General features: G+C 66.0%; 31 protein-coding genes and 1 tRNA gene. 17 read left to right on the plus strand and 15 right to left on the minus strand.

The genetic code is table 11. The features are described from left to right. Positions 1 to 29: 29 nt before the first annotated feature. From VH567_RS12055 to VH567_RS12065, 3 genes are all read right to left on the minus strand, one after another. Positions 30 to 1,325, minus strand: coding sequence for an RluA family pseudouridine synthase (locus VH567_RS12055; RefSeq protein WP_423326408.1), 1,296 nt, complete (start codon positions 1,323 to 1,325; stop codon positions 30 to 32). After that, positions 1,322 to 1,696, minus strand: coding sequence for a fluoride efflux transporter CrcB (gene crcB / locus VH567_RS12060; RefSeq protein ID WP_423326410.1), 375 nt, complete (start codon positions 1,694 to 1,696; stop codon positions 1,322 to 1,324). Before crcB ends, VH567_RS12055 begins: the two co-directional genes overlap by 4 nt. Before the next feature lie 288 nt (positions 1,697 to 1,984). Next, entirely contained in the window at positions 1,985 to 2,713 is a 729-nt protein-coding gene (locus VH567_RS12065) for a hypothetical protein (protein ID WP_423326412.1), read from the minus strand. A 110-nt stretch (positions 2,714 to 2,823) separates the two neighbouring features. Between VH567_RS12065 and VH567_RS12070 the strand changes: the two genes are divergently transcribed. Then, positions 2,824 to 3,045 (plus strand): hypothetical protein, encoded by a 222-nt coding sequence (locus VH567_RS12070; RefSeq protein WP_056052052.1) that lies wholly within the window; start codon positions 2,824 to 2,826, stop codon positions 3,043 to 3,045. A gap of 55 nt (positions 3,046 to 3,100) precedes the next feature. On the opposite strand, the gene VH567_RS12075 is transcribed toward VH567_RS12070, so the two are convergent. The 3 genes from VH567_RS12075 to VH567_RS12085 form a co-directional block, all read right to left on the minus strand. After that, complete coding sequence (locus VH567_RS12075) at positions 3,101 to 3,697, minus strand: glycine zipper 2TM domain-containing protein (protein WP_423326415.1); 597 nt, start codon at positions 3,695 to 3,697, stop codon at positions 3,101 to 3,103. 112 nt (positions 3,698 to 3,809) lie between these two features. Then, complete coding sequence (locus tag VH567_RS12080) at positions 3,810 to 4,238, minus strand: OsmC family protein (RefSeq protein ID WP_107954685.1); 429 nt, start codon at positions 4,236 to 4,238, stop codon at positions 3,810 to 3,812. Positions 4,239 to 4,353: 115 nt separating this feature from the next. Continuing rightward, positions 4,354 to 4,656, minus strand: a complete 303-nt coding sequence (locus VH567_RS12085; RefSeq protein WP_423326417.1) for a glycine zipper 2TM domain-containing protein — start codon at positions 4,654 to 4,656, stop codon at positions 4,354 to 4,356. A 222-nt stretch (positions 4,657 to 4,878) separates the two neighbouring features. On the opposite strand from VH567_RS12085, the gene VH567_RS12090 reads away from it, so the two are divergent. Next, complete coding sequence (locus tag VH567_RS12090) at positions 4,879 to 5,517, plus strand: trimeric intracellular cation channel family protein (RefSeq protein ID WP_423326419.1); 639 nt, start codon at positions 4,879 to 4,881, stop codon at positions 5,515 to 5,517. 333 nt (positions 5,518 to 5,850) lie between these two features. Here VH567_RS12090 and VH567_RS12095 read toward each other — a convergent pair whose 3' ends face one another. Continuing rightward, positions 5,851 to 6,447, minus strand: coding sequence for a GNAT family N-acetyltransferase (locus VH567_RS12095; RefSeq protein WP_423326421.1), 597 nt, complete (start codon positions 6,445 to 6,447; stop codon positions 5,851 to 5,853). Beyond that, on the minus strand, positions 6,447 to 8,393 hold the full coding sequence (gene sppA / locus VH567_RS12100; protein WP_423326423.1) for a signal peptide peptidase SppA: 1,947 nt from the start codon (positions 8,391 to 8,393) through the stop codon (positions 6,447 to 6,449). Before sppA ends, VH567_RS12095 begins: the two co-directional genes overlap by 1 nt. Before the next feature lie 494 nt (positions 8,394 to 8,887). Between sppA and groES the strand changes: the two genes are divergently transcribed. The 8 genes from groES to VH567_RS12140 all read left to right on the plus strand — a co-directional run bounded on the left by groES (position 8,888) and on the right by VH567_RS12140 (position 14,415). Further along, a complete protein-coding gene (groES, locus tag VH567_RS12105; protein WP_056052039.1) occupies positions 8,888 to 9,175 on the plus strand; it encodes a co-chaperone GroES in 288 nt (95 codons plus the stop codon). A gap of 120 nt (positions 9,176 to 9,295) precedes the next feature. Then, on the plus strand, positions 9,296 to 10,939 hold the full coding sequence (gene groL / locus VH567_RS12110; RefSeq protein WP_380782136.1) for a chaperonin GroEL: 1,644 nt from the start codon (positions 9,296 to 9,298) through the stop codon (positions 10,937 to 10,939). A 196-nt stretch (positions 10,940 to 11,135) separates the two neighbouring features. Next, entirely contained in the window at positions 11,136 to 11,705 is a 570-nt protein-coding gene (locus tag VH567_RS12115) for a Uma2 family endonuclease (protein ID WP_423326426.1), read from the plus strand. Between the two features lie 41 nt (positions 11,706 to 11,746). Continuing rightward, complete coding sequence (locus VH567_RS12120; RefSeq protein WP_423326428.1) at positions 11,747 to 11,911, plus strand: hypothetical protein; 165 nt, start codon at positions 11,747 to 11,749, stop codon at positions 11,909 to 11,911. Positions 11,912 to 12,000: 89 nt separating this feature from the next. After that, complete coding sequence (locus tag VH567_RS12125; RefSeq protein ID WP_423326430.1) at positions 12,001 to 12,330, plus strand: hypothetical protein; 330 nt, start codon at positions 12,001 to 12,003, stop codon at positions 12,328 to 12,330. 86 nt (positions 12,331 to 12,416) lie between these two features. Continuing rightward, positions 12,417 to 13,487, plus strand: coding sequence for a hypothetical protein (locus tag VH567_RS12130; RefSeq protein WP_423326432.1), 1,071 nt, complete (start codon positions 12,417 to 12,419; stop codon positions 13,485 to 13,487). A 50-nt stretch (positions 13,488 to 13,537) separates the two neighbouring features. Beyond that, complete coding sequence (locus VH567_RS12135; protein WP_423326434.1) at positions 13,538 to 13,981, plus strand: hypothetical protein; 444 nt, start codon at positions 13,538 to 13,540, stop codon at positions 13,979 to 13,981. A 20-nt stretch (positions 13,982 to 14,001) separates the two neighbouring features. Beyond that, positions 14,002 to 14,415, plus strand: a complete 414-nt coding sequence (locus tag VH567_RS12140; protein ID WP_423326436.1) for a winged helix DNA-binding protein — start codon at positions 14,002 to 14,004, stop codon at positions 14,413 to 14,415. A 101-nt stretch (positions 14,416 to 14,516) separates the two neighbouring features. Here the strand turns inward: VH567_RS12140 and VH567_RS12145 are convergent, their stop codons facing one another. Genes VH567_RS12145 through ubiA form a run of 3 tightly spaced genes read right to left on the minus strand, consistent with a single transcriptional unit; the run spans position 14,517 to position 17,622 of the window. Then, positions 14,517 to 15,281 (minus strand): 3'(2'),5'-bisphosphate nucleotidase CysQ, encoded by a 765-nt coding sequence (locus VH567_RS12145; protein ID WP_423326438.1) that lies wholly within the window; start codon positions 15,279 to 15,281, stop codon positions 14,517 to 14,519. 43 nt (positions 15,282 to 15,324) lie between these two features. Continuing rightward, positions 15,325 to 16,671, minus strand: coding sequence for a TldD/PmbA family protein (locus VH567_RS12150; protein ID WP_423326440.1), 1,347 nt, complete (start codon positions 16,669 to 16,671; stop codon positions 15,325 to 15,327). A gap of 9 nt (positions 16,672 to 16,680) precedes the next feature. Next, positions 16,681 to 17,622 carry a 4-hydroxybenzoate octaprenyltransferase gene (gene ubiA / locus VH567_RS12155; protein WP_423326442.1) on the minus strand — a complete coding sequence of 314 codons (942 nt, stop codon included), beginning with the start codon at positions 17,620 to 17,622 and terminating at the stop codon, positions 16,681 to 16,683. An 83-nt stretch (positions 17,623 to 17,705) separates the two neighbouring features. Here ubiA and VH567_RS12160 point away from each other — a divergent pair, with 83 nt between their 5' ends. The 3 genes from VH567_RS12160 (at position 17,706) to VH567_RS12170 (ending at position 20,304) form a co-directional block, all read left to right on the plus strand. Continuing rightward, on the plus strand, positions 17,706 to 17,867 hold the full coding sequence (locus tag VH567_RS12160) for a hypothetical protein (protein ID WP_423326444.1): 162 nt from the start codon (positions 17,706 to 17,708) through the stop codon (positions 17,865 to 17,867). Between the two features lie 236 nt (positions 17,868 to 18,103). Next, on the plus strand, positions 18,104 to 18,853 hold the full coding sequence (locus VH567_RS12165; RefSeq protein ID WP_423326446.1) for a 16S rRNA (uracil(1498)-N(3))-methyltransferase: 750 nt from the start codon (positions 18,104 to 18,106) through the stop codon (positions 18,851 to 18,853). A 77-nt stretch (positions 18,854 to 18,930) separates the two neighbouring features. Next, positions 18,931 to 20,304 carry a glutamate--cysteine ligase gene (locus VH567_RS12170; protein WP_423326448.1) on the plus strand — a complete coding sequence of 458 codons (1,374 nt, stop codon included), beginning with the start codon at positions 18,931 to 18,933 and terminating at the stop codon, positions 20,302 to 20,304. Between the two features lie 111 nt (positions 20,305 to 20,415). Here the strand turns inward: VH567_RS12170 and VH567_RS12175 are convergent, their stop codons facing one another. After that, complete coding sequence (locus tag VH567_RS12175) at positions 20,416 to 21,594, minus strand: methyltransferase family protein (protein ID WP_423326450.1); 1,179 nt, start codon at positions 21,592 to 21,594, stop codon at positions 20,416 to 20,418. Between the two features lie 230 nt (positions 21,595 to 21,824). Here VH567_RS12175 and VH567_RS12180 point away from each other — a divergent pair. After that, positions 21,825 to 21,898, plus strand: a tRNA-Gly gene (locus tag VH567_RS12180). A gap of 85 nt (positions 21,899 to 21,983) precedes the next feature. Here VH567_RS12180 and VH567_RS12185 read toward each other — a convergent pair. From VH567_RS12185 to VH567_RS12195, 3 genes are all read right to left on the minus strand, one after another. After that, a complete protein-coding gene (locus VH567_RS12185; protein ID WP_423326452.1) occupies positions 21,984 to 22,631 on the minus strand; it encodes a hypothetical protein in 648 nt (215 codons plus the stop codon). Positions 22,632 to 22,824: 193 nt separating this feature from the next. Then, entirely contained in the window at positions 22,825 to 23,532 is a 708-nt protein-coding gene (locus VH567_RS12190) for a hypothetical protein (RefSeq protein WP_423326454.1), read from the minus strand. A gap of 5 nt (positions 23,533 to 23,537) precedes the next feature. Then, positions 23,538 to 24,749, minus strand: coding sequence for a toxic anion resistance protein (locus VH567_RS12195; protein ID WP_423326456.1), 1,212 nt, complete (start codon positions 24,747 to 24,749; stop codon positions 23,538 to 23,540). A gap of 134 nt (positions 24,750 to 24,883) precedes the next feature. On the opposite strand from VH567_RS12195, the gene VH567_RS12200 reads away from it, so the two are divergent. From VH567_RS12200 to VH567_RS12210, 3 genes are all read left to right on the plus strand, one after another. Beyond that, a complete protein-coding gene (locus VH567_RS12200) occupies positions 24,884 to 25,147 on the plus strand; it encodes an antitoxin (protein WP_423326458.1) in 264 nt (87 codons plus the stop codon). Next, positions 25,147 to 25,548 (plus strand): type II toxin-antitoxin system VapC family toxin, encoded by a 402-nt coding sequence (locus VH567_RS12205; protein WP_423326460.1) that lies wholly within the window; start codon positions 25,147 to 25,149, stop codon positions 25,546 to 25,548. Before VH567_RS12200 ends, VH567_RS12205 begins: the two co-directional genes overlap by 1 nt. Before the next feature lie 72 nt (positions 25,549 to 25,620). Beyond that, a complete protein-coding gene (locus tag VH567_RS12210; RefSeq protein ID WP_423326462.1) occupies positions 25,621 to 26,118 on the plus strand; it encodes a hypothetical protein in 498 nt (165 codons plus the stop codon). Positions 26,119 to 26,162 lie beyond the last annotated feature (44 nt).

Consider the following 26,162-nt stretch of genomic DNA (forward strand, 5'->3'; position numbering starts at 1 on the left):
AAGGGCACGCGTTAGGCGGCAGCCATCAACTATCGAGTCCCAGGCCCACTCCGAGGCCCCGGCTTCCCAGCGCCACCCGGACGGCTCCGCGGCCCAGGTTTGGCCCCTTCGACCCGCGGCCCACTCCGCGGTGCCCCAAACTTGGACCCAGCCCCGGTCCGGGGCGCACCCGTCTTCGGCGCAGGCTTGCCCTTCGCCTTCTCCTCGACAACCCCACGCCCACGCCGCTCACCCTTACGCTCTTTCCGAACAGCCTTCGCATGAGCCTTCGCCCGCGATTTCATCTGCTCGCGCGTCGGCGCGGTCTTCTCGTCGAGTACCAGGTCATCGCCGAGCTTCTCCTCGAAGCCCAACTGCTTCAGGCTTTCGGCGAAATGCGTCGGCAGCTCGGCAGTCACGTCGATCGACCCGCCATCCGGATGATCCACCTTGATGCGCCGCGCATGCAGATGCATCTTTCGCGAGATCCCACCGGTCAGGAACGCCGCCGCGCCGCCATACTTGCCGTCGCCGACGATCGGATGACCGATCGCCGCCATGTGCACGCGCAACTGGTGCGTGCGCCCCGTGAACGGCTGCAACTCGACCCACGCCGCGCGGTTGCCGGCATGCTCGATCACCCGGTAGCGGGTGCGGGCAGGCGCGCCCTCGGCTTCGTCGACATGCATCTTCTCGCCGCCGGTGCCGGGCTGCTTCGCGATAGGCAGCTCGATCATGCCGTCCTCGATCGACGGCACGTCGACCACCAGCGCCCAGTAGACTTTTCGCGCGGTCCGGCCCGAGAATGCCTTCGCAAAGAACGCCGCCGCGCGCGACGTGCGCGCCACCAGCAAAGCTCCGGAGGTATCCTTGTCGAGCCGGTGGACCAGCTTCGGCCGACCCTCATTGTCGTACTGGAGCGCATCGAGCAGCCCGTCGACATGCTGCGTCGTCTTGGTGCCGCCCTGCGTGGCGAGGCCCGGCGGCTTGTTCAGCACGAACGCCTGGAAATCCTTGTGGATGACCATGCCCTGCGCGAGCTCGGTCTCCTCGTCCGACAGGATCACGCGTTCGCGGACGCGCTTGGGCTTGTCCACGTCGGCGCTGGCCTTGTCGGCCTCGGGCGGCGGCACGCGCAGCATCTGGCCCGCCGCGATCCGGTCGCCCGGGGTCGCGCGCGCGCCGTCGACGCGGAGTTGCCCGGTGCGCGCCCACATCGCTACCGTCGTGTAGCTCGTGTCGGGCAGATGCCGCTTGAACCACCGGTCGAGCCGGATGCCGTCGTCGTCGAACCCGACGTTGAACTCGCGGAAACCCATATCGCTATCGCTTTTGCCCGCAGTCATGCGACGGCCCTTACTGCGGAGAGACCCGCGAACAACGCGGCGACCGAACCGATCACCGACACCAAAACATAGCCGAACGCGACGCCGATCGCGCCCCGCTCGATCATCGTGACGACGTCCAGCGAAAAGCTCGAGAACGTCGTGAATCCCCCCAATACGCCCACGCCGAGCAGCAAACGCCAGGTCTCCGGCGCATTGGTCCTCGTCAGCACGCCGACCAGGACGCCCATCAGCAAGCCGCCGACGATATTCACGGCCAGCGTACCAAAGGGATAGTCGGGGCCGAGCAGCGGCAGCATCGCGCGGCCAGTCAGATAGCGCGCGCCGGAACCGACCGCACCACCGACCATGACATAGAGAAGGGGAAGCATCTCCGCGCCCTAGCGCGAATCGGGCAAAACGGAAAGGTGCGGTTCGGGGGAGGGGGATACGTCCCTGCGCACGCCTTGTTTCCCCGCGAAGGCGGGGACCCAGACTGGGCTCCCGCCTTTGCGGGAGAACAAGAGAGGGTGGGGTAACGCCACTCCAACACACCGTCACCCCGGCGAAGGCCGGGGCCCAGTTGGCAAGGTCGCAGTAATAAAGGGCCGCGCTCGGTTAGCAACGTCCCCCAACTGGGCCCCGGTCTCCGCCGGGGTGGTGACCCTTGGCTGGCGAACTCACCGCCCGGCGTTGGACACCATATCCACATCGCTCCCACCGCCAGCCCGCGCGGTCACATACACCACATAAGCGTCGTTCCCCCGGACCCCGCCCAGAACATGCTGCTTGCCGTCGGTACTATGCCCAGCCGAATACCCCGCAGCGCGCGCCTTCGTGAAATACCAGTCGAGCATCTTCTGCATCGGTGCCGCGCTCGCAAAACTCACCACGCGCAGCCGGCACCCGTCGCGATCCGCCCCCGCAGCCTCGGTCAGCCGCGCCCCCGGATACAGCGGCAGGTCCACCGGCAATCGGTTCGCCCACCCCGCCGAATAGCCGATCTTCTGCGCACAGGCCCCAGCATCCGGCGTCTTCTGCCGCTCCGCCAGCGCGCCCAGCGTCAGCGCGCCGTTCGCCGACTTGCACTCAGGGCAATCGTTCGACGGCGCCGGCGCGCGCTGCAACGTCTTCGGGTCGACCGGATCGGCCTTCAGCGGACCCTCGGGCGGTACCGCGCCGTCCTCCGGTCGCGTCGGCGGCCGCACCGCATCGGTGTTGGACGATTGCATCAGCCTTGGATCGACCATGATCTGCCCGGCCAGCGCCGACGTCAGCGCCGGATCACGCACCGCGCCATTGGTTAGCTCGGCATCGAGGCTGTTGAGATCCTGCTGGTCGGTCGAGGACCGGTTGCAGGCGACCAGCGCGAGCGGGAGGAGCAGGGCGGAGCGCAGGGGGAAAGTCATCACCCGCATCCTATGCGCGAAAGACGGTGAAGAAAGCGTTTTCCGCCTGCCCGAGTCCCCGAGCAACGACCGATCTTGCCCGAACCGCTGCGACTCGCCATGTTCGCTACATGCTGAACATCGTCTCGATCCTCATCGGCCTCGTCACCCTGGTGCTTGGCCTCGTCGCCTTCATTCCGCTGCTCGGCTGGATGAACTGGCTCGTCATCCCGATCGGGATCGTCGGCGCTGCGGTTGGTGCGCTTTCGTCGAGCAGCGGCGGGCGCAACCTCAACATCGTCCTGATCATTATCTTCGCACTCCGCCTGAGTCTGGGCGGCGGCATCATCTGACGCGAAAAGGACCCGGCGTTTCCACCGGGCCCTTTCGAAGTATGCTAGCCTAAGCTCAACGGCAGCGCACGTTGCCCCGGTCGATCGACGATCCCAGTACCGCGCCACCGCCCGCACCGATCAGCGTGCCGAGCAGCTGCGAACCGCCGCCCGCAATGATGTTGCCGAGCGCACCGCCGGCCAGACCACCGACGATTAGTCCCGTCGTCCCGTCGTTGCGGCGGCAGTAATAGCGGCCGTTGCCGCCGCGATAGATGCGGTCGTTCCGGCCCAGGCGACGCTCCTGGTAATACCGTCCGTCACGGTAATAGCGGTCGGCGAAATAGCCGCGCTGGCCGCGTTCGTAGCGATTATAGTCGTAGCCGCGATATTGCTGCCAGTTGTTGTTGCGCCCATTGTCGCGGCGGATATCGCGAATGTCCCCGCGGCGGTCCTGGCGCGCATCACGCACCTCGTCACGATATTCGCGGCGGGCATCGCGCACGTCGCCCCGCGAATCCGCATTGCGGACGTCGCGGCGATAGTCGCGCTGCGCGTCGCGAACCTGGTCGTTATATTCGCGGTTGGCGCCCCGCACGGTCGATTGCGCGCCGACGGGAATTGCACCGAACGCGGTGGCGGCAAGGGCTGCCGACAGGATGGCAATACGCATGATCTCTCTCCCAAATGCTGTGCATACAGAACGGCCGGCCGATGCGCGGGTTGCGTGAACCGCAAACTACGTCGCATTCAGCCGGCCGACAGGTCGTTGAGATCAGGCGCTTTTAGGCGGCCAGATTATGCTCCAGCGTGATTTCGGCGTTGAGCACCTTCGACACCGGGCAGTTCGCCTTGGCGTCCGCGGCGATCGCCTCGAACTCGTCCTTCGAGATGCCGTCGACCTTGGCATTCAGCGTCAGCGCCGACTTGGTGATCTTGAAGCCGTCGCCGTCCTTGTCGAGCGTCACCTTCGCCGACGTCTCGAGCGTACCCGCCTCATAGCCCTTGCCGGCGAGCGCGAAGCTCAGCGCCATCGTGAAGCACGACGCATGCGCCGCTGCGATCAGCTCCTCGGGATTGGTGCCGGGCTCGTTCTCGAACCGCGTGTTGAAGCCGTAGGGGCTGTCGGAAAGCACGCCCGACTGCGTCGAGACATGGCCCTTGCCGCTCTTGCCGAGGCCTTCATATTTTGCCGAACCGCTGCGTGTGGTCATCGTTTTGATCCTTTGTTTGGACGGGGAGAAGGGGGCGGGACAAGAAAAAAGGCGCCGTGGTTTCCCACGACGCCCTTCCACAACGCATGACTACCGAAATAGCGGCGTATGTTTTTTAGCGGCAACGACGGTTGTTGCTGCCACCCTTGTCGATCGCACGGCCGGCGAGCGCGCCTGCTGCTGCGCCACCGAGCGTGCCGAGCGTACGGTCGCCGCGCGTGTCGATCGTGCGGCCGAGCAGCGCGCCGCCGACGCCGCCGATGATCGTGCCGGTCGTGCCGTTGTTCTTCTTGCAGTAGGTGCGGCCGTCGCGCCCGCGCCATTCGCGGCGATCGCGCGCATCTGCGGCCGAAACCGGGATCAGGACGGTCGGCAGAACCATCGCGCTGCAGCCGAGGGCGAGAATGAGTTTACGCATGTTTGAACTCCCTAGTGATTTGATCTGCTGGTGTAACGATGTGACCATAGCGCCGGTTGCATGAACTAAAAACAACACCGCGTTCATCTTCGTGCAGTGCAGAGTTGGTCCATTTTGATGCGGCCGACTTCGGCAGGGGGTGCGGGGTGACGCGACCGGGGCCGTCTGGCTTTGGGGTCTGCCGCGCTTTACGGTTGTCGACGCGCCGGTTACGCCGCGGCGATGCTGCCCGTCCCGCTCCCCGTCGAGATCCTGCCCGTTGCCGCGCCGTGGTTCGACCTCGCCGGGCTGGCGGTGTTCGCAGCCTCTGGCGCGCTCGCGGCGGCCAAGCGCGGCCAGACCTTCGTGACGCTCGTGTTCTTCGGGCTGATCACCGGCGTCGGCGGCGGTACGGTGCGCGACCTGCTGATCGGTGCGCCGGTGTTCTGGGTGCACGATGCGCGCGCGGCGAGCGTGTGCCTCGGCATGGCGCTGTTGATCTGGGTGACGCCCGAGCGCTGGTGGAAGGGCGAGGCGCTCGGCTGGTTCGACGCGGTCGGGCTGGCGGCGTACGCGGTGTACGGCGCGGCCAAGGCGCTGGGCTACGGCGTGCCCCCGGTCCCCGCGGCGCTGATGGGGGTGATGACCGCGTGCGTCGGCGGCATCATCCGCGATGTGCTGGCGGGCGAGCCGTCGATCCTGATGCGACCTGAGCTGTACGTGACCGCGGCGGCGCTAGCGGCGGCGAGTTATGTCGGGCTGGTGTTGCTGGGGGTGCCGCTGGCATGGGCGGCGGTGATTGCGGCGAGTGCTGGGTTCACGCTGCGCGCCGCGGCGATCCGCTTCCATCTGGCGCTGCCGGCGTATGGCGGGCGGCGCTAGCCTCTGCCCCTCAGCTATGTGTCCCCGCGAAGGCGGGGACCCAGTCTGGGCTCCCGCCTTCGCGGGAGAACAAGGAAGGGAGGGCGGTCGGTTGGGCTTGAACTGGCTATTCAATCCTACTCGTCGCCATCTTGCGCGATCGCTCGATACTTGCTCGACGATGGAAGCACCTCCCAAGCACCGCCACCACCCCGGCGAAGGCCGGGGCCCAATTGGGGGACGTTGCCAACGACGGACTGCGCTACGTTACTATAACCTCGCCAATTGGGCCCCGGCCTCCGCCGGGGTGGTGCGAGTGTTCGCGTGCGCCTTCTACAATGAGGCGCGGAAGCATCACCCCCGCACAACCCCAACATCCGCAAACCGCCGCGGTTCGACCGGCGGCGTCGAAGGTTCGGCCAACGTGCATTGCCAGTGCCCGACGTCGATCCACTGGCCGTTCTTGTAACCCACCTCGCGGTACACCCCCGCCCGCCGAAACCCGACCGCCTCATGCAGCTTGATCGACGAGTCGTTCGGCAACGCGATCGCGCCGATCGCCTGCGTAAACCCCTGAGCCCGCAGCGTATCGATCAGCGCCTCGTACAACAGCCGCCCCGCGCCCTGCCGCTGCGCCGCGTCCGCGACATACACCGTGGTCTCGCACGCGAACCGGTACGCCTCGCGCTTGTGGAATGCCGCGGCATAGGCGAACGCCAGCACGCCACCCTCGGGCCCGATCGTCGCGACCAGCCAAGGGTACAGCCCGTCCGACGCCGCCATCCGCGCGCGCATCTGTCTCGCGTCGGGCACTTCGGTTTCGAACGATACCGTCCCGACCAGCACGTGTGGCGCATAGATCGCCGCGATCGATGCGGCATCCTCGGGCCGCGCCGCGCGTATCACGATCCCGCCCCCGTTACCGGACGCTGCCTGAGACGCGGCGACCATCAGAACCCGATCCGGGCCAGCAACAGGTCGAGCAGTTTCGCATCGTCGAGCCCGGACGCCGTCGGCCCCATCCCGCCGCACTCGAGGCAGCGCGCCTGAATCGAGCCCGAGGTTGCCAGCCGCTTCATGTCGCCGACCGCACGCGCGAGCATCTGGCGCCGATCCGCCGCGACATGCGCGAACGCATCGCCGCCGCCTGCATCGTCGTCGGCACCATCCTTCCCGAAATCCTGCGCGATCGTCGCGAGGAAGCCCGGCTTCTTCTCCAGATACTCGGCGTGGACCTTGGCCGGATCGAGCTTGGCGCGCCTGGCGGCCTCGTCGATCGCATCCTTGAGCGTCCCGAACCGGTCGACCAGGCCGATCTGCCGCGCGGTGCCGCCATCCCAGACGCGACCCTGGCCGATCGCGTCGACTCGTGCCGGCGTCATCTTCCGCGACGCAGCGACCCGGGCGACGAACTCGCGATAGCCGTTCTCGATGCCGGCCTGCGCGATCGCGTCGAACATCGGCGTGGTGCCGCCGGTGATGTCGGGCTGGCCCGACAGCGGCGTCGTCTTCACGCCGTCGCTGGTCACGCCGATCTTGGCGAGGGCGTTCTCGAACGTCGGCAGCACACCGAAGATTCCGATCGAGCCGGTGATCGTGCTCGGCTCGGCGAAGATCACGTCCGCCGGGGTCGATACCCAATAGCCGCCGCTCGCCGCCAGGCCGCCCATCGACACGACCACCGGCAGCTTCTGCCGCTTGGCCTCCAGGATCGCGAGCCGGATCTGTTCCGACGCCAGCACCGAACCGCCGGGCGAATCGACGCGCACCACGAGGGCCTTGAGGGTCTTCTTGGCGAGCCCGTCGAGCACCGCCTTCTCGATCGTCTTGCCGGCCGCCTTGCCGAGGCCGCTCTCGCCGTCGACGATCTCGCCGGCGATCGTCAGCACGCCGATCGCGTCACCTGCGGTCGGGAGCGGGTTCGCCTTCACCCAGGCGTCGTATTTGATGGCCGTGTAATTGCCCGCCGGCTTGTCGTCGTCGCTACCGGCGATTTCGGCGACGCGCCGGCCGAATGCGGTCCGGTCGCCGAGCTTGTCGACGATCCCGGCGCGCAGATTGGCCTCAGCGATGTTGCCGTTCGCCGCCACGATGATCTTGTCGGGGGCGCTCATGAACTGCGCGATCTGTGCTTTGGGTCGCGCCTTGGCGATCGCCTCGCGCCACTGGCCGAACAGCGTGCCGTACAGCGCGATGCTCGCGGCCTTTGCGTCCTCGCTCTGGTCGGCGCGTATATAGGGTTCGACGAACGACTTGTAGCGACCGACGCGGTAGACGTGCGCGTTGACGCCGAGCTTGTCGATCAAGCCTTTGTAATACAGCTGGTTTCCGCCCGGGCCCATGAAGATCGTGCCGCCCATCGGGTTAACCCAGATCTCGCTAGCATTCGCGGCCAGACGGTAACCGCCATCGGTATACGCAGTCGCATAGGCGAGCACCGGCTTGCCGCTCGCGCGCACCCGCGCCAGCGCGTCGCCGACTTCGCCGAGCGCTGCGGGATAGGCGCCGCTGAAGCTGTCGAGATCGAGCACCACCACCTTCACCCGCGCATCGGTGCGCGCGGTGTCGATCGAGCGGACCACGTCGCGCAGGCGGAACTGCCGGGTCCGGCTCTGCCCGGACAGCGCCGCAAACGCGGCCTGTTCCTCGGGCTGCTCGACGATCGAGCCGTTGAGGTCGAGCACCAGCGCGCCGTCCTTGATCGCCTTGGTCCCCGGCCGCGCATTGAGCGCCGCGAAGATCAGCCCGAAGAACAACAGCATCGCGATCAGGACGAGCGCATCCTTGATCGCCACGAGGAACTTCCACACGCCCCGGACGAGCCGCCATTTCCGCCGCGGAGGGCGGGTCGGATCGACATAGGATGGGGCGTAGGACGGTGCTGCGGTATCGGTCATGGGAGGAAGAGCTAGAGCATGCGCGGACGGAGGTAAATGGCCTGTGTTACCGTGCCAATACAGGAGGCGTGTCAGCCGGTACATCTACCCCACCGTCACGCGATCCCCCTTCCGCTTGCGGGAGGGGTTAGGGGAGGGGAGTCCCACGAATGCCCCGCATAGGAAAGCCCCTCCCCCGACCCCTCCCGCAAGCGGAAGGGGAGCAGAAGGGGAGAGCCACTCTGCTTCGTGTTCTCCTGCGAACGCAGGAGCCCAGGATACCAAGCGCCGCCCTTCGTTGCCCTGGACTCCTGCGTGCGCAGGAGAACGGCAGTGCGGTCCGGCAGTACCGATACGCCCCGTCAGCCACGATGCCCGAATACCACGCCCACCCGAAAAAATTTCACCCCCGGAACCTTTGACATGGGCCACCACCAGGCACATATGCCGTCCGTTGGCACTCGGGTCCCCTGAGTGCCAGAAATCTGTCACAATCCCAAAAGGACATGGATCCCATGAACTTTCGTCCATTGCATGATCGCGTGCTGGTGAAGCGCCTCGAAGCCGAAGAGAAGACGGCTGGCGGCATCATCATCCCCGACACCGCCAAGGAAAAGCCGCAGGAAGGCGAAGTCGTCGCCATCGGCACCGGCACCCGCGCCGAGAACGGCACGATCACCCCGCTCGACGTCAAGACCGGTGACAAGATCCTGTTCGGCAAATGGTCGGGCACCGAGGTCAAGGTCGACGGTGAGGACCTCCTCATCATGAAGGAATCGGACATCCTTGGTATCGTTGGCTGACGCCAACGGGCTCGGCATCGTCAGGTGTTACTGACGTGAACGGGCCAGGGAATGCTGGCAGCGAAACCCGCGCCAGCGTCTGCACTTTGTGAACTTCACTTTTTTGAAAGGGCAGCTGACATGGCTTCCAAGGACGTAAAATTCGGTCGTGACGCGCGTGAGCGCATCCTCCGCGGCGTCGATATCCTCGCCGACGCAGTCAAGGTGACCTTGGGCCCCAAGGGCCGCAACGTCGTCATCGACAAGAGCTTCGGCGCACCGCGCATCACCAAGGACGGCGTCACCGTCGCCAAGGAGATCGAGCTCAAGGACAAGTTCGAGAACATGGGTGCGCAGATGCTGCGCGAAGTGGCCTCGAAGACCAACGACATCGCCGGCGACGGCACGACCACCGCGACGGTCCTCGCTCAGGCGATCGTCCGTGAGGGCATGAAGTCGGTCGCAGCGGGCATGAACCCGATGGACCTGAAGCGCGGCATCGATCTCGCCGTCATCAAGGTCGTCGAGGACGTCAAGGCGCGTTCGAAGCCGGTTTCGGGTTCGAAGGAAGTGGCGCAGGTCGGCATCATCTCGGCTAACGGCGACCGTGAAGTCGGCGAGAAGATCGCCGAAGCCATGGAGAAGGTCGGCAAGGAAGGCGTGATCACCGTCGAGGAAGCGAAGGGTCTCGAATTCGAGCTCGACGTCGTCGAGGGCATGCAGTTCGACCGCGGCTATCTGTCGCCCTACTTCATCACCAACCCCGAGAAGATGTCGGTCGAGCTTCAGGATCCCTACATCCTGATCCACGAGAAGAAGCTGTCGAACCTGCAGGCGATGCTCCCGATCCTGGAAGCCGTCGTCCAGTCGGGTCGTCCGCTCCTGATCATTGCAGAAGACATCGAGGGTGAGGCTCTGGCCACGCTCGTCGTCAACAAGCTGCGCGGTGGCCTGAAGGTCGCAGCGGTCAAGGCACCGGGCTTCGGCGATCGTCGCAAGGCGATGCTCGAGGACATCGCGATCCTGACCAAGGGCGAGATGATCTCGGAAGACCTCGGCATCAAGCTCGAGACTGTCACGCTCGGCATGCTCGGCACTGCCAAGCGCGTCACGATCGACAAGGACAACACCGTCATCGTCGACGGTGCCGGCGATCACGACACGATCAAGGGCCGCACCGAAGCGATCCGCCAGCAGATCGAGAACACGACCAGCGACTACGACAAGGAGAAGCTCCAGGAGCGTCTCGCCAAGCTTGCCGGTGGCGTTGCCGTGATCAAGGTCGGCGGTTCTTCGGAAGTCGAAGTCAAGGAGCGCAAGGACCGCGTCGACGACGCGCTGCACGCAACCCGCGCAGCCGTCGAAGAAGGCATCGTCCCCGGTGGTGGTACGGCCCTTCTGTACGCGACCAAGGCCCTCGACGGCCTGACCGGCGCGAACGAGGACCAGACGCGCGGTATCGACATCGTCCGCAAGTCGCTGACCGCTCTGGTTCGCCAGATCGCGCAGAACGCAGGTCATGACGGTGCGGTTGTTTCGGGCAAGCTGCTCGACGGCAACGACACGTCGATCGGCTTCAACGCCGCGACCGACACGTACGAGAACCTCGTGGAAGCCGGCGTGATCGATCCGACCAAGGTCGTTCGCACCGCGCTGCAGAACGCAGCATCGGTCGCAGGCCTCCTGATCACGACCGAAGCGGCCGTGAGCGAGCTCGCCGAAGACAAGCCTGCCATGCCCATGGGCGGCGGCGGAATGGGCGGCATGGGCGGCATGGACTTCTGATCTTGGACCGGGCCAGCGAAGGCTGGCCCGGACACAAGATCAGAACGGCCGGCGGGCTGGCGGCGAAGCCACCAGTCCCGTCCGACGAAAGGGCCGGCTTCGCCGGTCCTCCGTTCCGAACACCGACCAAAGCAAAGGGCCGGGGAGCAATCCCCGGCCCTTTGTTTGTCCGCGCGAAAGGTATACCCTGCTGCATATGGCCGCAGTCCGTCTTGATCCCGCCTATCGCCGAGTCGAAGTCGACGAATTCCTCGACATGGATTTCGGCGGCGCGAAGGCCGAACTCGAAGACGGCCTGATCTACATGATGGCGGGTGGAAACGAGGTTCACGCCCGTATTGCCGCCAATCTTCTGGCATATTTCCACCCCAAACTCCGAGGCACAGGCTGCCGCTCCTACGGCTCAGACTTCGCTACCCGCACCGGCGAGCGGTCGGTACGATTCCCTGACCTCAGCATCTACTGCAACAACCCGTCCGCACCCGGTAATGACCGCAAGAAGCTTCTCGGCGACCCTCAGGTCGTCTTCGAAGTCCTGTCGCCGTCGACATCCTCCTACGACCAGAAGGTCAAGCTCGAGGAGTATCGCGAGCTCGACGGTACCCGCGAGATCATCCTCGTCGACCCGACCGACGAGCGCATTCGCCTCGTCCGGCGCACCCCGGGCGGCGGTTGGACCGACGACTGGCTCCCGGATCGAGCGGACCTGCGCATCCCCTCGCTCGACCTCACCATCCCGCATGACGAGATCTTCGCCCGCGACTGATCGCGTACACGCGCGTTGAGCCTCTCAAAAGGAGACCAACGATGAAGCTCTATTACTCCCCCGGCGCGTGCAGCCTCGCCGACCACATCGCTCTCCACGAAGCCGGTCTGTCGTTCGAGCATGAGCGCGTCGATCTCAAGACCGGCCGCACCGAGCAGACGGCGACTATGCCACGATCAATCCCAAGGGCTATGTCCCCGCGCTGACGCTAGACAGCGGCGAGACGCTCAGCGAGAACATCGCGATCCTCGACTGGATCGCGCAGCAGGCGCCGCAACTCGCGCCCGGCGGCGTAATGGGTCGCACGCACCTGCTGGAAGCGCTGGCCTATATTTCGACCGAAATCCACAAGGGCTTCAAGCCGTTCTTCTCCGGCGCCTCGGACGACGACAAGGCGAAGGCCAGCGCGACGATCGTCAAGCGGCTCGGCTATCTGGCCGATACGATGGCCGGCGACTATGTGTTCGGTCCGGATCCGAGCGTCGCCGACTGCTATCTGTTCGTGATGCTGCTCTGGGCAGGCAAGAGCCATCTCGACGTGCCGCAGCCTCTGGTCGCACTCCGCGAACGGATAATGATTCGCCCGGCGGTCCAGACCGCGATGCGCCACGAGGGTCTGGTCTGACCGCGTCATACCGTTGGCCCGTACGGCATCTGTCCCCCTGATACTCGGAAGGTGCAAGCAGTGCGTGATCGCGCTACGATAACCCCATGACCGCCGGACGCATCGAACAGCTGACCGAAGCACAATGCGCTTGCCTGCGGCTCGTGCTGACGCATCACAATTCCAAGGAGATCGCGGCCATCTTCGGCGTGTCGCCGTCGGCGATCGACAAGCGCATCGAGCGGGCGATCCAGATCCTCGGGGTCGGCACGCGGTTCGAGGCTGCCCGCCGTCTCCAGGACCACGAACGTCTTCGCGATCATGTGCCCGGGGCGGACAGCCTTGGCGTCCGCGTTAGCGGTAGCAACAGCGGCCTGGACGGTGGCGAAGACGGTGCGCTGCTGACGCGAGAGCGCGCACCGCCGCCGCGCGCGATCCAGCCGCCTCCCCGCAGCCTGGCGGACGATCGCGAGCCGGGCGAGGCGACGGTTTCGACATACGAACGGCTACCATCCGAACCAATCGACGTTCCCAACCCCCCGTCGAATCGCCCAGAGATCGGGCAGATCGAGCCGTGGGGGCTTGTTCGCCGCTTCCTGGGATTGAACCAGCGCAGCGGATCGGTGGGTGTCGCCCGCAACCGGGTTTCGGTAGGCGACAGGCTAGTTCGACTGATCGGTCTCGTGGGCCTGATCGCCGTCACCACGATGGCGCTCGTGAACATGGCGATGACGTTGACCAGCCTGTTGCGATCGAACCGCGATCGCGGCGCTCCCATACACGGCACCGCGCCAACGGTGCCAACGGGGAGAATTTCGATGTTGAAGCAACGGCGCGAAGCGACCGACAAGGTCACGACCGATTTCCTGAAGGCTGAGGCCGCGGTCGACCAGGCGGCGCTGCTCGCGGCATCGTGCGTCTCCACGCTGCTGCAACAGCGCATCGCCGCCAACCTGCCGGTCGGCACCGGCGCCGCCGCGCTGCAGATGGTGTCGCAGGCATCGCTCGACATCATCAACGCACGCCAGCGCTTCGTCGACGCGCACCGTGCGCTGGTCGAGGTGCGCGCAGAGATCGGGCTGGGCCAGTTCTACGGCTACGGCGATACCGCCGAATGCCCGCCGAACGAAGGGGCATTGCGTGTCGAGGCGCCCGTTCGCCTTGCAGCCGTGGCCTGAACGGGCCGGTTTCGGTCTTGCTTCGGGGGGTAGAGTTGGATCGGGTCTGGTTGTTCTACGCAATACAGCTGGCGGCGTCCGGCTATGCGATCCTGCGCGGTGGTGCGCCGGAGCGGCTGACCGGACTGGCGCTGCTGCTCGCAGCAGCGTCGACCGGGATTGTCCAGCGCCACGTTTCGCTCCTGTTTTCAGGGTTGGAACTTGGCGTGATGATCGTCGACCTGGTCCTGCTCGCGGTGATGGTCGCGATCACGCTCAAGGCTGATCGTTTCTGGCCGGCCTGGGCCACGGCGCTTCACGCGCTGGGGACCGGGGCGCATCTGGCCAGGGCGATCAGTCCCGACGTGATCCGGCTCGTCTACGCATTTCTCTCCGCCGCCTGGAGCTATCCCATCGTCCTGCTTCTCGTGATCGGGACGGTCAGGCACTCGCGGCGAATCCGGGCTCGTGGCTGGGATCTCGACTGGAGTCGTCAGGACCCGACGATCCGCTGAAGCCTATTCGGAAGACGTCCATGAATTACGCGCTTTCCCTATCAACTCCCGTCGGGTCGACCATCACCGCCAAGCGCGGCGTGCTCCCCGTCATCTCGGATCCGGTATTGATCGACGTTGCCAAGCGGCTCTACGCCTTGCGGAAGATCCGCGACCAGATTCTCGGGGACGCGCTGTTTTCCGAGCCCGCCTGGGACATTCTGCTCGACCTGTTCATTTCGGATCACGAGTGCCGACAGCTGAGCGTTTCCGCGGTCTGCATCGGCGCGCGTGCGCCATCGGCGACGGCGTTGCGCTATCTGACGATGCTGCAGGAGGCCGGGCTGGTCGAACGCACCCGCGACGAACGCGACGGCCGCCGCTCGCACGTCCAGCTCACGACGCTCGGGAGACGGCGCATGGCGAGCCTGCTGGCGCGCATGACCGACGAATGAGGAGCGCGTTCGCCGAGAGGCGTTGCCTATGCGATCGTGCAGCTGATTCTTCGACCGCATGACCGAAAAGGCCGGGTCGGTTCACCGCCGACGCTGGTCGTTCACGCTAGGAGATTGCGTGCGCGATCTGCCAGGCGTTCCACTGCCGCCCCGTGTATTCCCGGCGCTGACGTCAACACGCCGAACGCCTGCGGGCGGGGTTTGTTGAAGACCAGCGGCGCCCCCAGCGCGTCACTCACCACCGCGCCCGCTTCGCTCGCGACAAGGATCGCGGCGGCGATGTCCCATTCGTTGCCCCAGCGGAGCGTGGCGACAAGGTCGGCTTCGTCGGCGGCGACCATCGCGATGCGGAGCGCGATCGAGTTGGGCTTGTGGACCATGACGAGGTCGCGGTCGGCTTTGGGGAGGGCATCGACAGGCGTCCGGCTGCCCGTGAAGTCGGTGCGGTTGCCGACCTGGAGCGGCACGCCGTTGCGGGTGGCGCCCTGGCCTGCGAGGGCTTGCCAGTGTTCGCCACGCGAGGGGGCGTCGAGAATGCCGATCACCGAGCGGCCACGGTCGACCAGCGCGACCGAGACGCACCAGCCGGGCCTTGCGCGGATATAATCGCGCGTGCCGTCGATCGGGTCGACCACCCAGAGCAGGTCGTGGGCGAGGCGATCGGCGTTGTCGGCGGTTTCCTCGGACAGCCAGCCGGCTTCGGGGAGCAGCGTCGACAGCCGCGCCTTGAGCATCCGGTCGATCGCGATGTCGAGTTCGCAGACCGGGCTGCCGGGGGTCTTTTCCCAACGCTGGAAATCGGTGTCGAAGCGGTCGTGCGCCATCGCGCCCGCCTCCATGGCAATCTTCGCAACCGCGTCAGCCATCGCGCGCAGCCATGCCGGCGACCGTTCCGGCCCGCGATACCGGTCAGCCACTCGCCACCGTCATGCCCTCCACGCGGAGAGTCGGCACGTTCACGCCGTAGCGGAATTCCAGGTCGTTGGCGGGGGTCATCGCGAGGAACATGTCCTTGACGTTGCCGGCGATCGTGAACTCGGCGACCGGCGTGGTGATCTGGCCGTTCTCGATGCGGAAGCCCGCTGCGCCACGACTGTAATCGCCGGTCACGCCGTTCGCGCCGCCGCCCATCAGTTCGGTGACGTACACGCCGGATTCTATGTCGGCGATCAGCGTTTCGAGGGGTACGTGGCCCGGTTCCATGAAGACGTTGCTGGTCGATACGCCGGGCCCGCCGCCGACACCGCGGGCGGCGTGGCCGGTCGGTTCGAGGCCGAGCTGCCTCGCGGAAGCTGAGTCGAGCAGCCAGCGTTCGAGCATGCCGTCCTCGATGATGTCGCTCGGCGAGACGGGCAGGCCTTCGCCGTCGAACGGACGCGAGCGCAGACCGTGCGGGCGGTGCGGATCGTCGCGAATGGTGATGCCGTGCGCGAACACCTGATTGCCGAGCGAATCGAGCAGGAAGCTCGTCTTCCGCGTGATCGCCTGGCCGGAGATCGCGCCGAGCATGTGGCCTACGAGCGAGGCGCCGACGCGGCGGTCGTAGACGATCGTGGTTGGCCCGCTGACGAGACGGCCGGGGTTGAGGCGGGCGACCGCTTGTTCGCCGGCCCGGCGGCCGATCGCGTCGGGCGCTTCGAGATGCGCGCGGAGACGGGCGCTGCTGTGCGCGTAGTCGCGTTGCATGTTCCCGCCTTCGCCTGCGAGCACGCTGGCCGAGACGCCGTAGCCGGTCGCGGCATAGGCGCCGGCGAAACCGTGGCTGGTCGCGAGTGCCCAGACGCTGCGCGAGGCGCTGGCGCCGCCGCCTTCGCTGTTCGAGACGCCGGTGACAGCGCGGGCTGCATCTTCGGCTTCGAGCGCTGCGTCGCGGAGTTGCTCGGGGCTGGCTTCGCCGCCGTCGTCGAGGCCGAGCATGGGGATGATGCCGTGGAGCAAGCGGTCGGCGGGGGCGAGGCCGGCCCAGGGATCTTCCGGCGCCTCGCGCGCCATCGCCACCGCGCGTTCGACGAGCGCGTCCATCGCAGTGGTCGACAGGTCGGAGGTGGAGACGCTGGCGGAGCGCTGGCCGACGAAGACGCGCAGGCCCAGATCCTCGCTCTCGGAGCGGCCGATATCCTCGAGCTTGCCGAGGCGGATCGACACGTCGAGCGCGGCATCGGCGGCAAAGACCGCGTCGGCGGCGTCGGCGCCCGCCGCCCTCGCGCGCTGGACGATGTCGTGGGCGCGGTCGCGGGCTTGGTCTGGGGTCAGCATAGCAGCGAGTTAGGGATGCAGGCTCGTGCCGACAACCACGCAGGCGAGGAACATGAGCAGTCCTGCGAAACGGTTCGCGCGGAAGCGAGCGAGTGCGGCGGTGCCGGCGCCCTCGTGCGTGTCGGGTTTGAGCGTGACGACCTGCCAGGCGAGGTGGAGCGCGACGGGCACGAGCGCGGCGACCGCGAGAGGATCGGGGCGGATCTGCCAGAAGGCTGTGGCCCATAGCGCGACGGCAGCGACGTAGAAGGCACCGACTCCGGTCTCTACGTGCGCGCCCATGCGGAGCGCGGACGAACGGATTCCGATCATCGCATCGTCCTCGCGGTCCTGCAGCGCATAGATCGTATCGTAGCCGATCACCCACGCGATCGAGCCTGTGTAGAGCAGCCACATCGGCGTATCGAGTGCGCCGGCGATATCGCTCCAGCCGACCAGCAAGGCCCAGGAGAAGACGATGCCGAGCCATGCCTGCGGCCACCAGGTGATGCGCTTCATAAAGGGGTAGGCGGCGACGGGGGCGAGGCTCGCGAGCGCGACGATCGCGGCGAAGGGGGTGAGCTGGAGGAGGACGACGAGCCCGATCAGACAGAGCGCGACGAGCCAGATCCAGGCGAGCTTGATCGAGACGAGCCCGCTCGGGATCGGCCGGGCGCGGGTGCGCGCGACCTGCGCGTCGAGGTCGCGGTCGACGATGTCGTTGAACACGCAGCCGGCGCCGCGCATCGCGATGCTGCCGAGGAGGAGCCAGAGGATCAGGTCCCAGCGCTCGACCGCGCCACCGGCAAGCGCGACGCCCCACGCGCCGGGCCAGAACAGCAGCCACCAGCCGATCGGGCGGTCGAAGCGGGCGAGAAGCGCAAGGCCGCGTAGGGGCGGCGGGAGGCGACCGACCAGCCCGCGGTGTTCGCTGTCGGGGACGATTTCCGCGTGGCTCGGCTTGGTCTGCATGGCGGAGGCGTAGGAAGACGGGGTTTGGCGCGCAAGCCTTTGCCGGCTAAGGTCGAGGGAGTGGCGCGTTCGGACCCTCTCGCATGATCGGCCTTTCGGTGGCGGTCGGCCGCTTCGTCGAGGCGTTGTTCTGGGGAATTTTCCGTGTCGCCGGCGCGGTTTCGGGCGTGTTGATCCTTGGCGTCGTGGTTTTGGTTGTTGCGTGGGTGGTTGCGCGAAAAATGTGGATGCGGCGGAAACGTTGAACGCCGCTTCCCGGAGAGGCCCCTCCTAAAATCCTCCCCGGCACGGGGAGGGGGACCGTTCGCCTTGGCGAAGGGTGGAGGGGGATCACCGCGAGCGTTCCGCTGGTAGCGGAGAGCCTCGCAAGTGCCGCTTCTGTTAACGCCCCGGACGCCGCCGTTACTTTCGCCGAAGCCCCCCTCCACCAGCTGCGCTGGTCCCCCTCCCCGTGCCGGGGAGGATTTGCTAGAGGCTAGTTATGCCCGCAACTCCCGCCTGGCCGCCGCAGTCCACGCCGCGCCTCTTCGTCGATGCAACGCTCGCACCGGGGCCTCTCCACATCGATGGTCCCGCCGCGCATTACCTCGTCGGGGTGATGCGGATGAAGATCGGCGATCCGGTGAAGCTGTTCGACGATCGCACTGGCGAATGGCTTGGCGTCGCGTCGAGCGTCGGCAAGCGTGACCTCGTGCTCGACGTCACCGAACTGCTGCGGCCGCGCGAGGACGTGCCCGACCTGTGGTTGTGTGCCGCCCCACTCAAGAAGGGCCGGGTCGACTGGATGGCGGAGAAAGCCTGCGAGCTTGGCGTCGCGCGGCTGCAACCCGTTGTCACGCGGCGAACGATCGTCGACAAGCCCAACACCGAGCGGCTGCGTACGCAGATGATCGAGGCGGCCGAGCAATGCGGGCGCACCGCGCTGCCCGAGGTGACCGAGCCGGTGAAGCTTGCCGCACTACTTCGCGATTGGCCCGAAGATCGCGCGCTGTTCTTTGCCGACGAGACCGGCGGCGCGCCCGCTCTTGAAGCGATGCGCGCGCGGCCCGGTCCGGCGGCGATCCTGATCGGGCCCGAAGGCGGCTTCGACGCGGACGAGCGCGAGGCGATCCGCAATCATCCCCAGGCCATCGGTATCGGCCTCGGCCCCCGCATCCTGCGCGCGGAAACCGCGGCGGGTGCCGCGGTCGCCTTGTGGATGGCGGCGGCCGGCGATTGGCACACGTCCTGACGGGCACGCGTGACATTGATACCGATTGGTCCGAATCCCCTCTAGCACCCTCGTTCATCGGCGCGTAAGGCGCGGCGATGACGACGATTCCCGCTCCGAAAAAGACCAGCCCGACGATCGAGTCGCGCGACCAGTTGATCGCCAGCTTCGCGGGCGGCGAAAAGCCGAAGGATGCGTGGCGGATCGGCACCGAGCACGAGAAGTTCGTCTATGCGAACGGCGATCATCACGCGCCGTCCTATGACGAGCCGAGCGGCATCCGCGCGTTGCTCGGCGAGCTGGAGCAATATGGGTGGAAGCCGGTCATGGAGGGCGGAAACGCGATCGCCATGTCGGGGCCCGACGGCAGCATCAGCCTGGAGCCCGCGGGCCAGTTCGAACTGTCGGGCGCCCCGCTCGATTCGTTGCACGAGACCTGCGCCGAAACCGGGCGCCACCTGGAGCAGGTGAAGGCTGCGGGCGAGAAGCTCGGCATCGGCTTCCTCGGACTCGGCATGTGGCCGGACAAGACGCGCGCGGAACTGCCGACGATGCCCAAGGGGCGCTATGCGATCATGCTGCGGCACATGCCGCGCGTCGGCAGCATGGGGCTCGACATGATGCTGCGGACCTGCACGATCCAGGTGAACCTGGATTACGCGTCCGAGGCGGACATGGTGAAAAAATTCCGCGTCGGACTGGCGCTCCAGCCGCTGGCGACCGCGCTGTTCGCGAACTCGCCGTTCACCGAGGGCAAGCCCAACGGCATGTTGTCGTATCGCAGCCATATCTGGTCGGACACCGATCCCCATCGCACGGGCATGCTGCCGTTCGTGTTCGAGGATGGCTTCGGCTACGAGCGCTACGCCGAGTACGCGCTCGATGTGCCGATGTACTTCGTCTACCGCGAGGGCAAATATATCGACGCCGCCGGGTTGTCGTTCCGCGATTTCCTGAAGGGCGAATTGTCGGTGCTGCCGGGCGAGAAGCCGACGCTCGACGACTGGACCGATCATCTGTCGACGGCGTTCCCCGAGGTGCGGTTGAAGACCTTCCTCGAGATGCGCGGCGCGGATGGCGGACCGTGGAACCGGATCTGCGCGCTGCCGGCGCTGTGGGTCGGGCTGCTGTACGATCAGGGTGCGCTCGATGCGGCGTGGGACCTGGTCAAGGACTGGACGATCGACGAGCGCCAGGCACTGCGCGATGCGGTGCCGAAGCTGGGGCTGAACGCGCCGATCGCCGGCGGTGGAAAGTTGCGCGATATCGCGGCACAGGTGCTCGACATCGCCGGGGCCGGGTTGTCGGCGCGGGCGCGGTTCAACCGGGCAGGGGACAACGAGAGCGGCTTCCTCGATCCGCTGCGGGAAATCGTCCGCAGCGGCAAGGTGCCGGCGGAAGTTCTGCTGGAGCGCTATAACGGCATCTGGAACGGCGACGTCTCGAAGGTCTACGACGAATCGAGCTTCTAACTACTCCCCTCCCGTTCTCGGGAGGGGTCGGGGGAGGGCTTAGCCGCAGGCGTTTCGGTCCACGGAACAGGTCAGCCCCTCCCCTAACCCCTCCCGCAAGCGGGAGGGGAATTAGTCACGCCACTTCGCGAAGAGCCGCGGCACCAGGCCGTTGCGCGTCATCCAGTCGAAATACGCGCGGTAGTCTGGGTCGAGCTTCAGGTGCCGCTCCTCGGTCTTCGCGCGCCAGTAATACACCCCGCTGACCGCCGCCATCAGCAGCGTCGCGCGCGCCGCATCGACGACGCTGCCCAGCGTCAGCACCGGGATCGTCGAGATCCACCAGAACAGGTTCTTCGATAGATACGCCGGATGCCGCGACACCGCATAAGGTCCATGTGTCAGGATGCCACGGTTGGTGAGGTTCGAGAATCGGAAGCCGAACGCCATCGTCGCCCACGCGTAGATCGCGGTCAGCCCGACCAGGACCGCGCCGATCAGCGCCAGCAGCACCGGATGCCACTGGAACCAATACGCCCAGTCGGACGTGCCGGGATGATAATCGAGCGGACCGCCAGGAGTCATCAGGATGAACGGCGGGTAGCACATCAGCGCGGGCAGCCACGCCGCCGCAAACGGGTTGGCGCTGCGAATGTGCGAGTCTAGCGGGCGGAAGGTCAGCAGATAGCCGACCGTCGCGAACGCCACGTCGATCAGGAACATCAGCGTCACCAGCCAGTTCGACAGCGTCACCGGATCATGCAGCACCGCGCGCAGGTCACCGCGGACGAAATCGCCGAACCCGGGCGGCACGATCGCGAGCATGAAGGCGAGGAAGAACGTCTTCACCCCCCATGCGCGCAGGTGGCCGTAGATCGCCTCGTGGTCGACGCCCGCCTGTCCCGTCATCCACGCGCCGAGATGCCATGCGCCATCGCGCGGCTCGACCAGATAGCGATCGATCCACAGCACATAGGGGATCGACGCCACGAACAGGATCGGCGCGGCATTGGTAAAGCACCACATCGCAAACGCGAAATTGCCCTGCCAATAGAAGCGCCCGGCGCCATAGATCACCGCGATCGCCGCCCAGGTCGCCCATAAGCCGGCAAGCTTGGTCAGGCTGGTATCGAGCGTCTCGCGCCACGGCTTGCCCGCGGCCCAATCGATCCCGGTACTCGGGTTCAGATGCACCTTGTCGGCCAGCAGCGACCAGACCACCATCGGCAGACCGCACGCGGCGACGTTGATCAGCGCCGAATAGGGCCCGTCCATGCCGTACGCGCGGGCGACCACGAGCCATGCCAGCACGCCGGCCAATCCCGCGAGCCCGGCACCACCGCTGACCGTGGATCTGGGGCGGGGGTCAGCCGCGGCGGGAACGGCAGGTAGCAGCTCTTGATCACGGTGATCCATCCCGGCGAACTAGCGCAAAATGGTAATGAAGGCGTGAAGCATGTTCAGGCGGGCGGTCGAGTGAACCGGGCGCTTGCGCCGGGCGCCTGGCGACGCTAGTTCCGGCGCTCGCCTCGGTGCGCCGAGCGGGTATAGTACAATGGTAGTACAGCAGCCTTCCAAGCTGAATACACGGGTTCGATTCCCGTTACCCGCTCCATCTGCCCCCGTGCCCTCCGCGCTATTTCTTCGATGCAGCTTTCGGCAATGCGGCGGCAATCGCGGCCATGATTCGATCGCCTTCGTCAAAACCAGATCAAGCGCATCCACGGTACCGGACGCCCGGGTTTCCCTTCGCCAACGAAGGTCAAATGATAGGCTTGCGAGTGAAGATCGGGTAGTTGCGCGATCGCCCCCAGGCGAACGGGCAGCGTCGCCAGCACCTCGTAACGCGCCCCGTCGAAAGCAACCACCTGGGATCGTTCCGCAGAGCCATCGGCGTTCCAGACGCCTATCCAGGTAAAGCCATCGCGGTGGATATTGCCGTCGGCCGCCGCGAACCGATAGCCGGCAATGTCGGGTGTCACATCGGGGCGCAGCGGGACGAACCCCTCGCGATAGCCGCTATTCGCGATCCGACTGGCGGAGATGTTCTCGACGCCGTCCTTGGCATAGGCGCTGTCCAGCTCGAACCAGCATCCCGAACTCCGCGAATGTACCGCGCCGGGCGTAAGATCGAAGTTCGCGAACCGGGGATCATTCGACCGAAGCATAAGCCCCCAATCGAAGCGGAGTTGGTCGATGCGGGCTTCGCCGGGGGCCGGCCAGCCCGGTGTCGCCCGGTAGCTTCCGCCCAGTGCCTCAATCGATAGAGGCGTCGAACTCACCGCAACGGGCTCACCGATCGGAGCGGTACAGGACGGCGCCGCCAAACCCGCCATCAGTAGCGCCATGATCGTTATCATGCCCGAACCTCCATTGCCCGTTTCCCTTTCGTGCGGCTGGTAAGGTGGAAATGCAGGCACCGGTCGCAGCGATAGGCCCGAAGCGGCACGCGTCCTGTCCTTGCCGCGACGAGTGCATCGGTTTCGGACACGAACCGCGCCTTTCGCCGGCAGACGCTGAGCCTGGTGCGCTTCACGTCCTTCAGTCCTTGTACTTGATCTCCAGGAAGCGCCCGCGCGTCGTCAGGTTGTCGAGGTCGCTTTGCGCCAGCCGCGCGGTCATCTCGCCGATCTCCTGTTCGATCAGCGAAAGGCCGGCGACCAGTTCGGCGTCGGGCGTGCGGCCGTTGCGGGGGGTGGTGCGGAGCGAGGGGGGGACCTTCTCATAGTCCTTCACGAACGCGGGAAGCTGTTCGCCGACAAGCTTGCGGACTTCGAACGCTTCGGGGGTGTTGGCGTCTAGTGTCGCCAGTTGCGGTGTCAGCGTTTCGAGGCGCAGGCCGATGCGGTCGACGAGAGTCATCGCGGGCGCGGGTAGGGCAGGGCGCTGTGCCTCCAGCCAGCGTTCGGTCTGCGCGGGGAGGGCGCGGATGTCGACCGCGGCGAGGCGCTCTGGCGTCGGCGCGCGTTCCGCTGGCCAGACCGCGAACAGCACGGTGGCGGCGATCAGCAGCGCCATCACCAGCATCGCGCCGCCGATCCCGAGCGGCACGATCCAGCCGATCACCATCGCCGCGATCAGGATCGACACGTCGGCGACCGCGATCCGGGTCAGCCGCTTGCCGATCGCCTGCGTCTGCCTCGCCCGCCCCCGCGTCGGCACGCGCGCGATCCCCGTGCCCGTCCGGTCGTCGGAAATGCGCGACCAGGAGGCGCGGGCGCTGGCGATGGCGTCGTCGACTTCGCTCACGACGGTTACATCGCCTCCAGCTTGAACGGGCTAGGCGACGGTCCGCCCAACTGCCCCTGCGTCGCACCCTCAGCCCGCGCGATATAGCCGCGGGACTTGTCGACCTCGTTCGACAGCGCGCCGACGGTGACCTTCATCGAATCGAGCGCCTTCAGCTTGAACACGTCGATCGCGTCCATCGTGTCGTAGATATTCTGGAACGCGCGTTGCAGCGTCTCCAGCGGGATCGTCGCCGATGCGGCCTGTTCGTGGATCTGCGCGGTCTGCGATTTTAGCAGCTTGCCGGTCGAATCGATGATGTTCGCGGTGGTCGTGTTGAGCGCGGTGATCTGCTCGAGCACCAGCTTCTGGTTGGTCAGCGCCTGCGCCACCGTCACCGCGGTGCGCAGCGCGGACACGGTCGTGGTCGACGCGCGATCGACGCCCTTCACCAGCTCGACATTGTTCTTCTTGACCAGATCGAGCGCGAGATAGCCCTGCACGGTGACCGCCATCTGCGTCAGCAGGTCCTGCGTCCGCTGACGCGTGTAGAACAACGCGGTCTCGCGGATCGCCTTCGCCTTGGCGGGATCGCTGTGGTCGAGATCGTTGGCGACGTCCTCCAGCTTGGCGTCCATCGTCTTCGACAGATGGATCATCTGCTCTAACCGACCCATCGCCGCCCACAAATTCGCGCGCTCGGTATCGATCGCCGCGTTGTCCATCAGCAGCTCGTCCTTGCCCGAGCCGAGGCTCTTCAGGATCTGCGCGATGTGCGTCTGCGAGGATTTGTAGCCGTCGAAATAATTGCGCATCTTGCCACCGAACGGGATGATCCCGAACAGCTTCTGCGGCGCGGTGAGGTTGCCCTTCTTGCCGGGATCGAGATCCTCGACGACGCGGCGCAGCTCGGCGAGATCCTTGCCGACGCCGGTCTCCTGATCCATCGCCTTGACCGGGCGATCGAGGAAGCGGTTCGACTGGCCGGCGGCCTCGCGAATTTCCTTCGCGCCCATCGCGGTGATCGCGTCGACGCGCTTGCCGAATTCGGGCGAGTTGACGTCCTGCGCGACGAGATCGGTGACGAAGCCCGATACGCGCTCCTCCAGCTGCGACTTCACGCCGGCATCGACAGGGACGAGGCCGGACGCCTTGGCGGCGGCGACCGTGGGCACCGGATCGGGCGGGGTCAGCACCAGGCCCGGCTCTTCCGTCAGCGTGTTCGGGGTCGTCGCCATGTCGCAAATCTCCAACGCAATCGCCTACGACTCTGACCGCGAACGCCGCGAGCATCAAGTGTATTGTTCGTGTAGCACGGTTGTTGGTCACAAGGGTATGATATATACCGCTGCCATATACCGGGAGTCGCACGATGAACGAGCAGGCCAAAATCGTCGGTACGGCCAAGATATTCTGGACCGGGCGCAGCCAGGCGGTTCGCCTGCCGAAGGAATTTCGCTTCGACGCGAGCGAAGTCCGCATCGTCCGCGAAGGCGACAAGGTGATCCTGGAGCCGATCGAAACGGCGAACGAATGGGTCAATCGCCTGGCAGGAACGATGGACGAGGAGTTCGCCGCCGGGGCGCTCGACAGGCCTGGGCCGGAGACGATGCCGGACGGTCCCAGCTTCGAGTGATGCGGTATCTGCTGGATACGAATATCGTCATCGCGTGGCGCGTTCGAGGCAATCCTCAGGTGGTGCGCAGGCTTGGCGCGCACCGGACGGAGGTCGCGTTGTCGGTCGTGGTCATGCACGAACTCATCTTTGGCGCGTACAACAGTAGCCGGGTGGCCGAGAATTTGGCGGAGATCGACAAGATCCAGTTGCCGGTCCTGCCTTTTTCCGAAGACGACGCACGGGCGGCGGCCGAAATTCGCGCGGTCCTGCGCCGCGCCGGCACGCCGATCGGTCCCTATGACCTATTGATCGCGGGGCAGGCGCTGGCCCGGGAGTTGGTGTTGGTTACAAATAACACCGGAGAGTTCGGGCGGGTGGATGGCCTGTCTCTTGAAGACTGGACGTGCGACAATGGCTAGCGCGCTGTTCCCTACGATGCAGCGGTTCGTTGCGGACGAATGGATACGCCTCGACAGTGAACGGATTACCCCTTGGGCTTTTTCAACAGCCATTTCGGCGTGATCTGCGCGGATTTCTACGGCAAGCCGATTGCGTCTGGCGGACTGGAATTTGAAGGCTCCATTCGAGACCGGTACTGGCAGCGATTTATCGAGCCGTTTCTCGAAGACATTACCTATCGCGCGCTGGCGGAGGCCCGGAAGCTGGCCTTGGATCGTAATCAGGACGTCGTGCCCGTCTTGGAGGAAACTGCAGGTTTATTAATTTCGACCGCGCGTAAAGCATTCGCGCGAATGGCGGACATCGATCGACGTCCGCGGGGCAAGGGACATCCGGAAAGCGTCACGCTGTACGACACCGATCGCGAGCGCCAAGGCGTGGAAGCGTTTATCAACCTGCATCTCGCAAATGAGCGGAGGATGGTGACGCCCAAGCGTTCACTGGAGCGCTATTATCGCGAAAATCAGCTTCTGTTTTGGGTGCTTGGGTTCGTGGTCGCGATAGGCGCTTGGATTTTTGCCAAGGGCTGACTGCTTTGTCACTACCACCCCGGCGAAGGCGGGGGCCCAATTGG

It is taken from the genome of Sphingomonas sp. 4RDLI-65, from assembly GCF_049472435.1.
GTDB lineage: Bacteria > Pseudomonadota > Alphaproteobacteria > Sphingomonadales > Sphingomonadaceae > Sphingomonas.

Excerpts from the sequence above, each read along its gene's own strand:
- VH567_RS12055 (WP_423326408.1), bottom strand. The coding sequence starts at position 1,325 with ATGACTGCGGGCAAAAGCGATAGCGATATGGGTTTCCGCGAGTTCAAC.
- crcB (WP_423326410.1), bottom strand. The coding sequence starts at position 1,696 with ATGCTTCCCCTTCTCTATGTCATGGTCGGTGGTGCGGTCGGTTCCGGC.
- VH567_RS12065 (WP_423326412.1), bottom strand. The coding sequence starts at position 2,713 with ATGACTTTCCCCCTGCGCTCCGCCCTGCTCCTCCCGCTCGCGCTGGTC.
- VH567_RS12070 (WP_056052052.1), top strand. The coding sequence starts at position 2,824 with ATGCTGAACATCGTCTCGATCCTCATCGGCCTCGTCACCCTGGTGCTT.
- VH567_RS12075 (WP_423326415.1), bottom strand. The coding sequence starts at position 3,697 with ATGCGTATTGCCATCCTGTCGGCAGCCCTTGCCGCCACCGCGTTCGGT.
- VH567_RS12080 (WP_107954685.1), bottom strand. The coding sequence starts at position 4,238 with ATGACCACACGCAGCGGTTCGGCAAAATATGAAGGCCTCGGCAAGAGC.
- VH567_RS12085 (WP_423326417.1), bottom strand. The coding sequence starts at position 4,656 with ATGCGTAAACTCATTCTCGCCCTCGGCTGCAGCGCGATGGTTCTGCCG.
- VH567_RS12090 (WP_423326419.1), top strand. The coding sequence starts at position 4,879 with ATGCTGCCCGTCCCGCTCCCCGTCGAGATCCTGCCCGTTGCCGCGCCG.
- VH567_RS12095 (WP_423326421.1), bottom strand. The coding sequence starts at position 6,447 with ATGGTCGCCGCGTCTCAGGCAGCGTCCGGTAACGGGGGCGGGATCGTG.
- sppA (WP_423326423.1), bottom strand. The coding sequence starts at position 8,393 with ATGACCGATACCGCAGCACCGTCCTACGCCCCATCCTATGTCGATCCG.
- groES (WP_056052039.1), top strand. The coding sequence starts at position 8,888 with ATGAACTTTCGTCCATTGCATGATCGCGTGCTGGTGAAGCGCCTCGAA.
- groL (WP_380782136.1), top strand. The coding sequence starts at position 9,296 with ATGGCTTCCAAGGACGTAAAATTCGGTCGTGACGCGCGTGAGCGCATC.
- VH567_RS12115 (WP_423326426.1), top strand. The coding sequence starts at position 11,136 with ATGGCCGCAGTCCGTCTTGATCCCGCCTATCGCCGAGTCGAAGTCGAC.
- VH567_RS12120 (WP_423326428.1), top strand. The coding sequence starts at position 11,747 with ATGAAGCTCTATTACTCCCCCGGCGCGTGCAGCCTCGCCGACCACATC.
- VH567_RS12125 (WP_423326430.1), top strand. The coding sequence starts at position 12,001 with ATGGGTCGCACGCACCTGCTGGAAGCGCTGGCCTATATTTCGACCGAA.
- VH567_RS12130 (WP_423326432.1), top strand. The coding sequence starts at position 12,417 with ATGACCGCCGGACGCATCGAACAGCTGACCGAAGCACAATGCGCTTGC.
- VH567_RS12140 (WP_423326436.1), top strand. The coding sequence starts at position 14,002 with ATGAATTACGCGCTTTCCCTATCAACTCCCGTCGGGTCGACCATCACC.
- VH567_RS12145 (WP_423326438.1), bottom strand. The coding sequence starts at position 15,281 with ATGGCTGACGCGGTTGCGAAGATTGCCATGGAGGCGGGCGCGATGGCG.
- VH567_RS12150 (WP_423326440.1), bottom strand. The coding sequence starts at position 16,671 with ATGCTGACCCCAGACCAAGCCCGCGACCGCGCCCACGACATCGTCCAG.
- ubiA (WP_423326442.1), bottom strand. The coding sequence starts at position 17,622 with ATGCAGACCAAGCCGAGCCACGCGGAAATCGTCCCCGACAGCGAACAC.
- VH567_RS12160 (WP_423326444.1), top strand. The coding sequence starts at position 17,706 with ATGATCGGCCTTTCGGTGGCGGTCGGCCGCTTCGTCGAGGCGTTGTTC.
- VH567_RS12165 (WP_423326446.1), top strand. The coding sequence starts at position 18,104 with ATGCCCGCAACTCCCGCCTGGCCGCCGCAGTCCACGCCGCGCCTCTTC.
- VH567_RS12170 (WP_423326448.1), top strand. The coding sequence starts at position 18,931 with ATGACGACGATTCCCGCTCCGAAAAAGACCAGCCCGACGATCGAGTCG.
- VH567_RS12185 (WP_423326452.1), bottom strand. The coding sequence starts at position 22,631 with ATGGCGCTACTGATGGCGGGTTTGGCGGCGCCGTCCTGTACCGCTCCG.
- VH567_RS12195 (WP_423326456.1), bottom strand. The coding sequence starts at position 24,749 with ATGGCGACGACCCCGAACACGCTGACGGAAGAGCCGGGCCTGGTGCTG.
- VH567_RS12200 (WP_423326458.1), top strand. The coding sequence starts at position 24,884 with ATGAACGAGCAGGCCAAAATCGTCGGTACGGCCAAGATATTCTGGACC.
- VH567_RS12205 (WP_423326460.1), top strand. The coding sequence starts at position 25,147 with ATGCGGTATCTGCTGGATACGAATATCGTCATCGCGTGGCGCGTTCGA.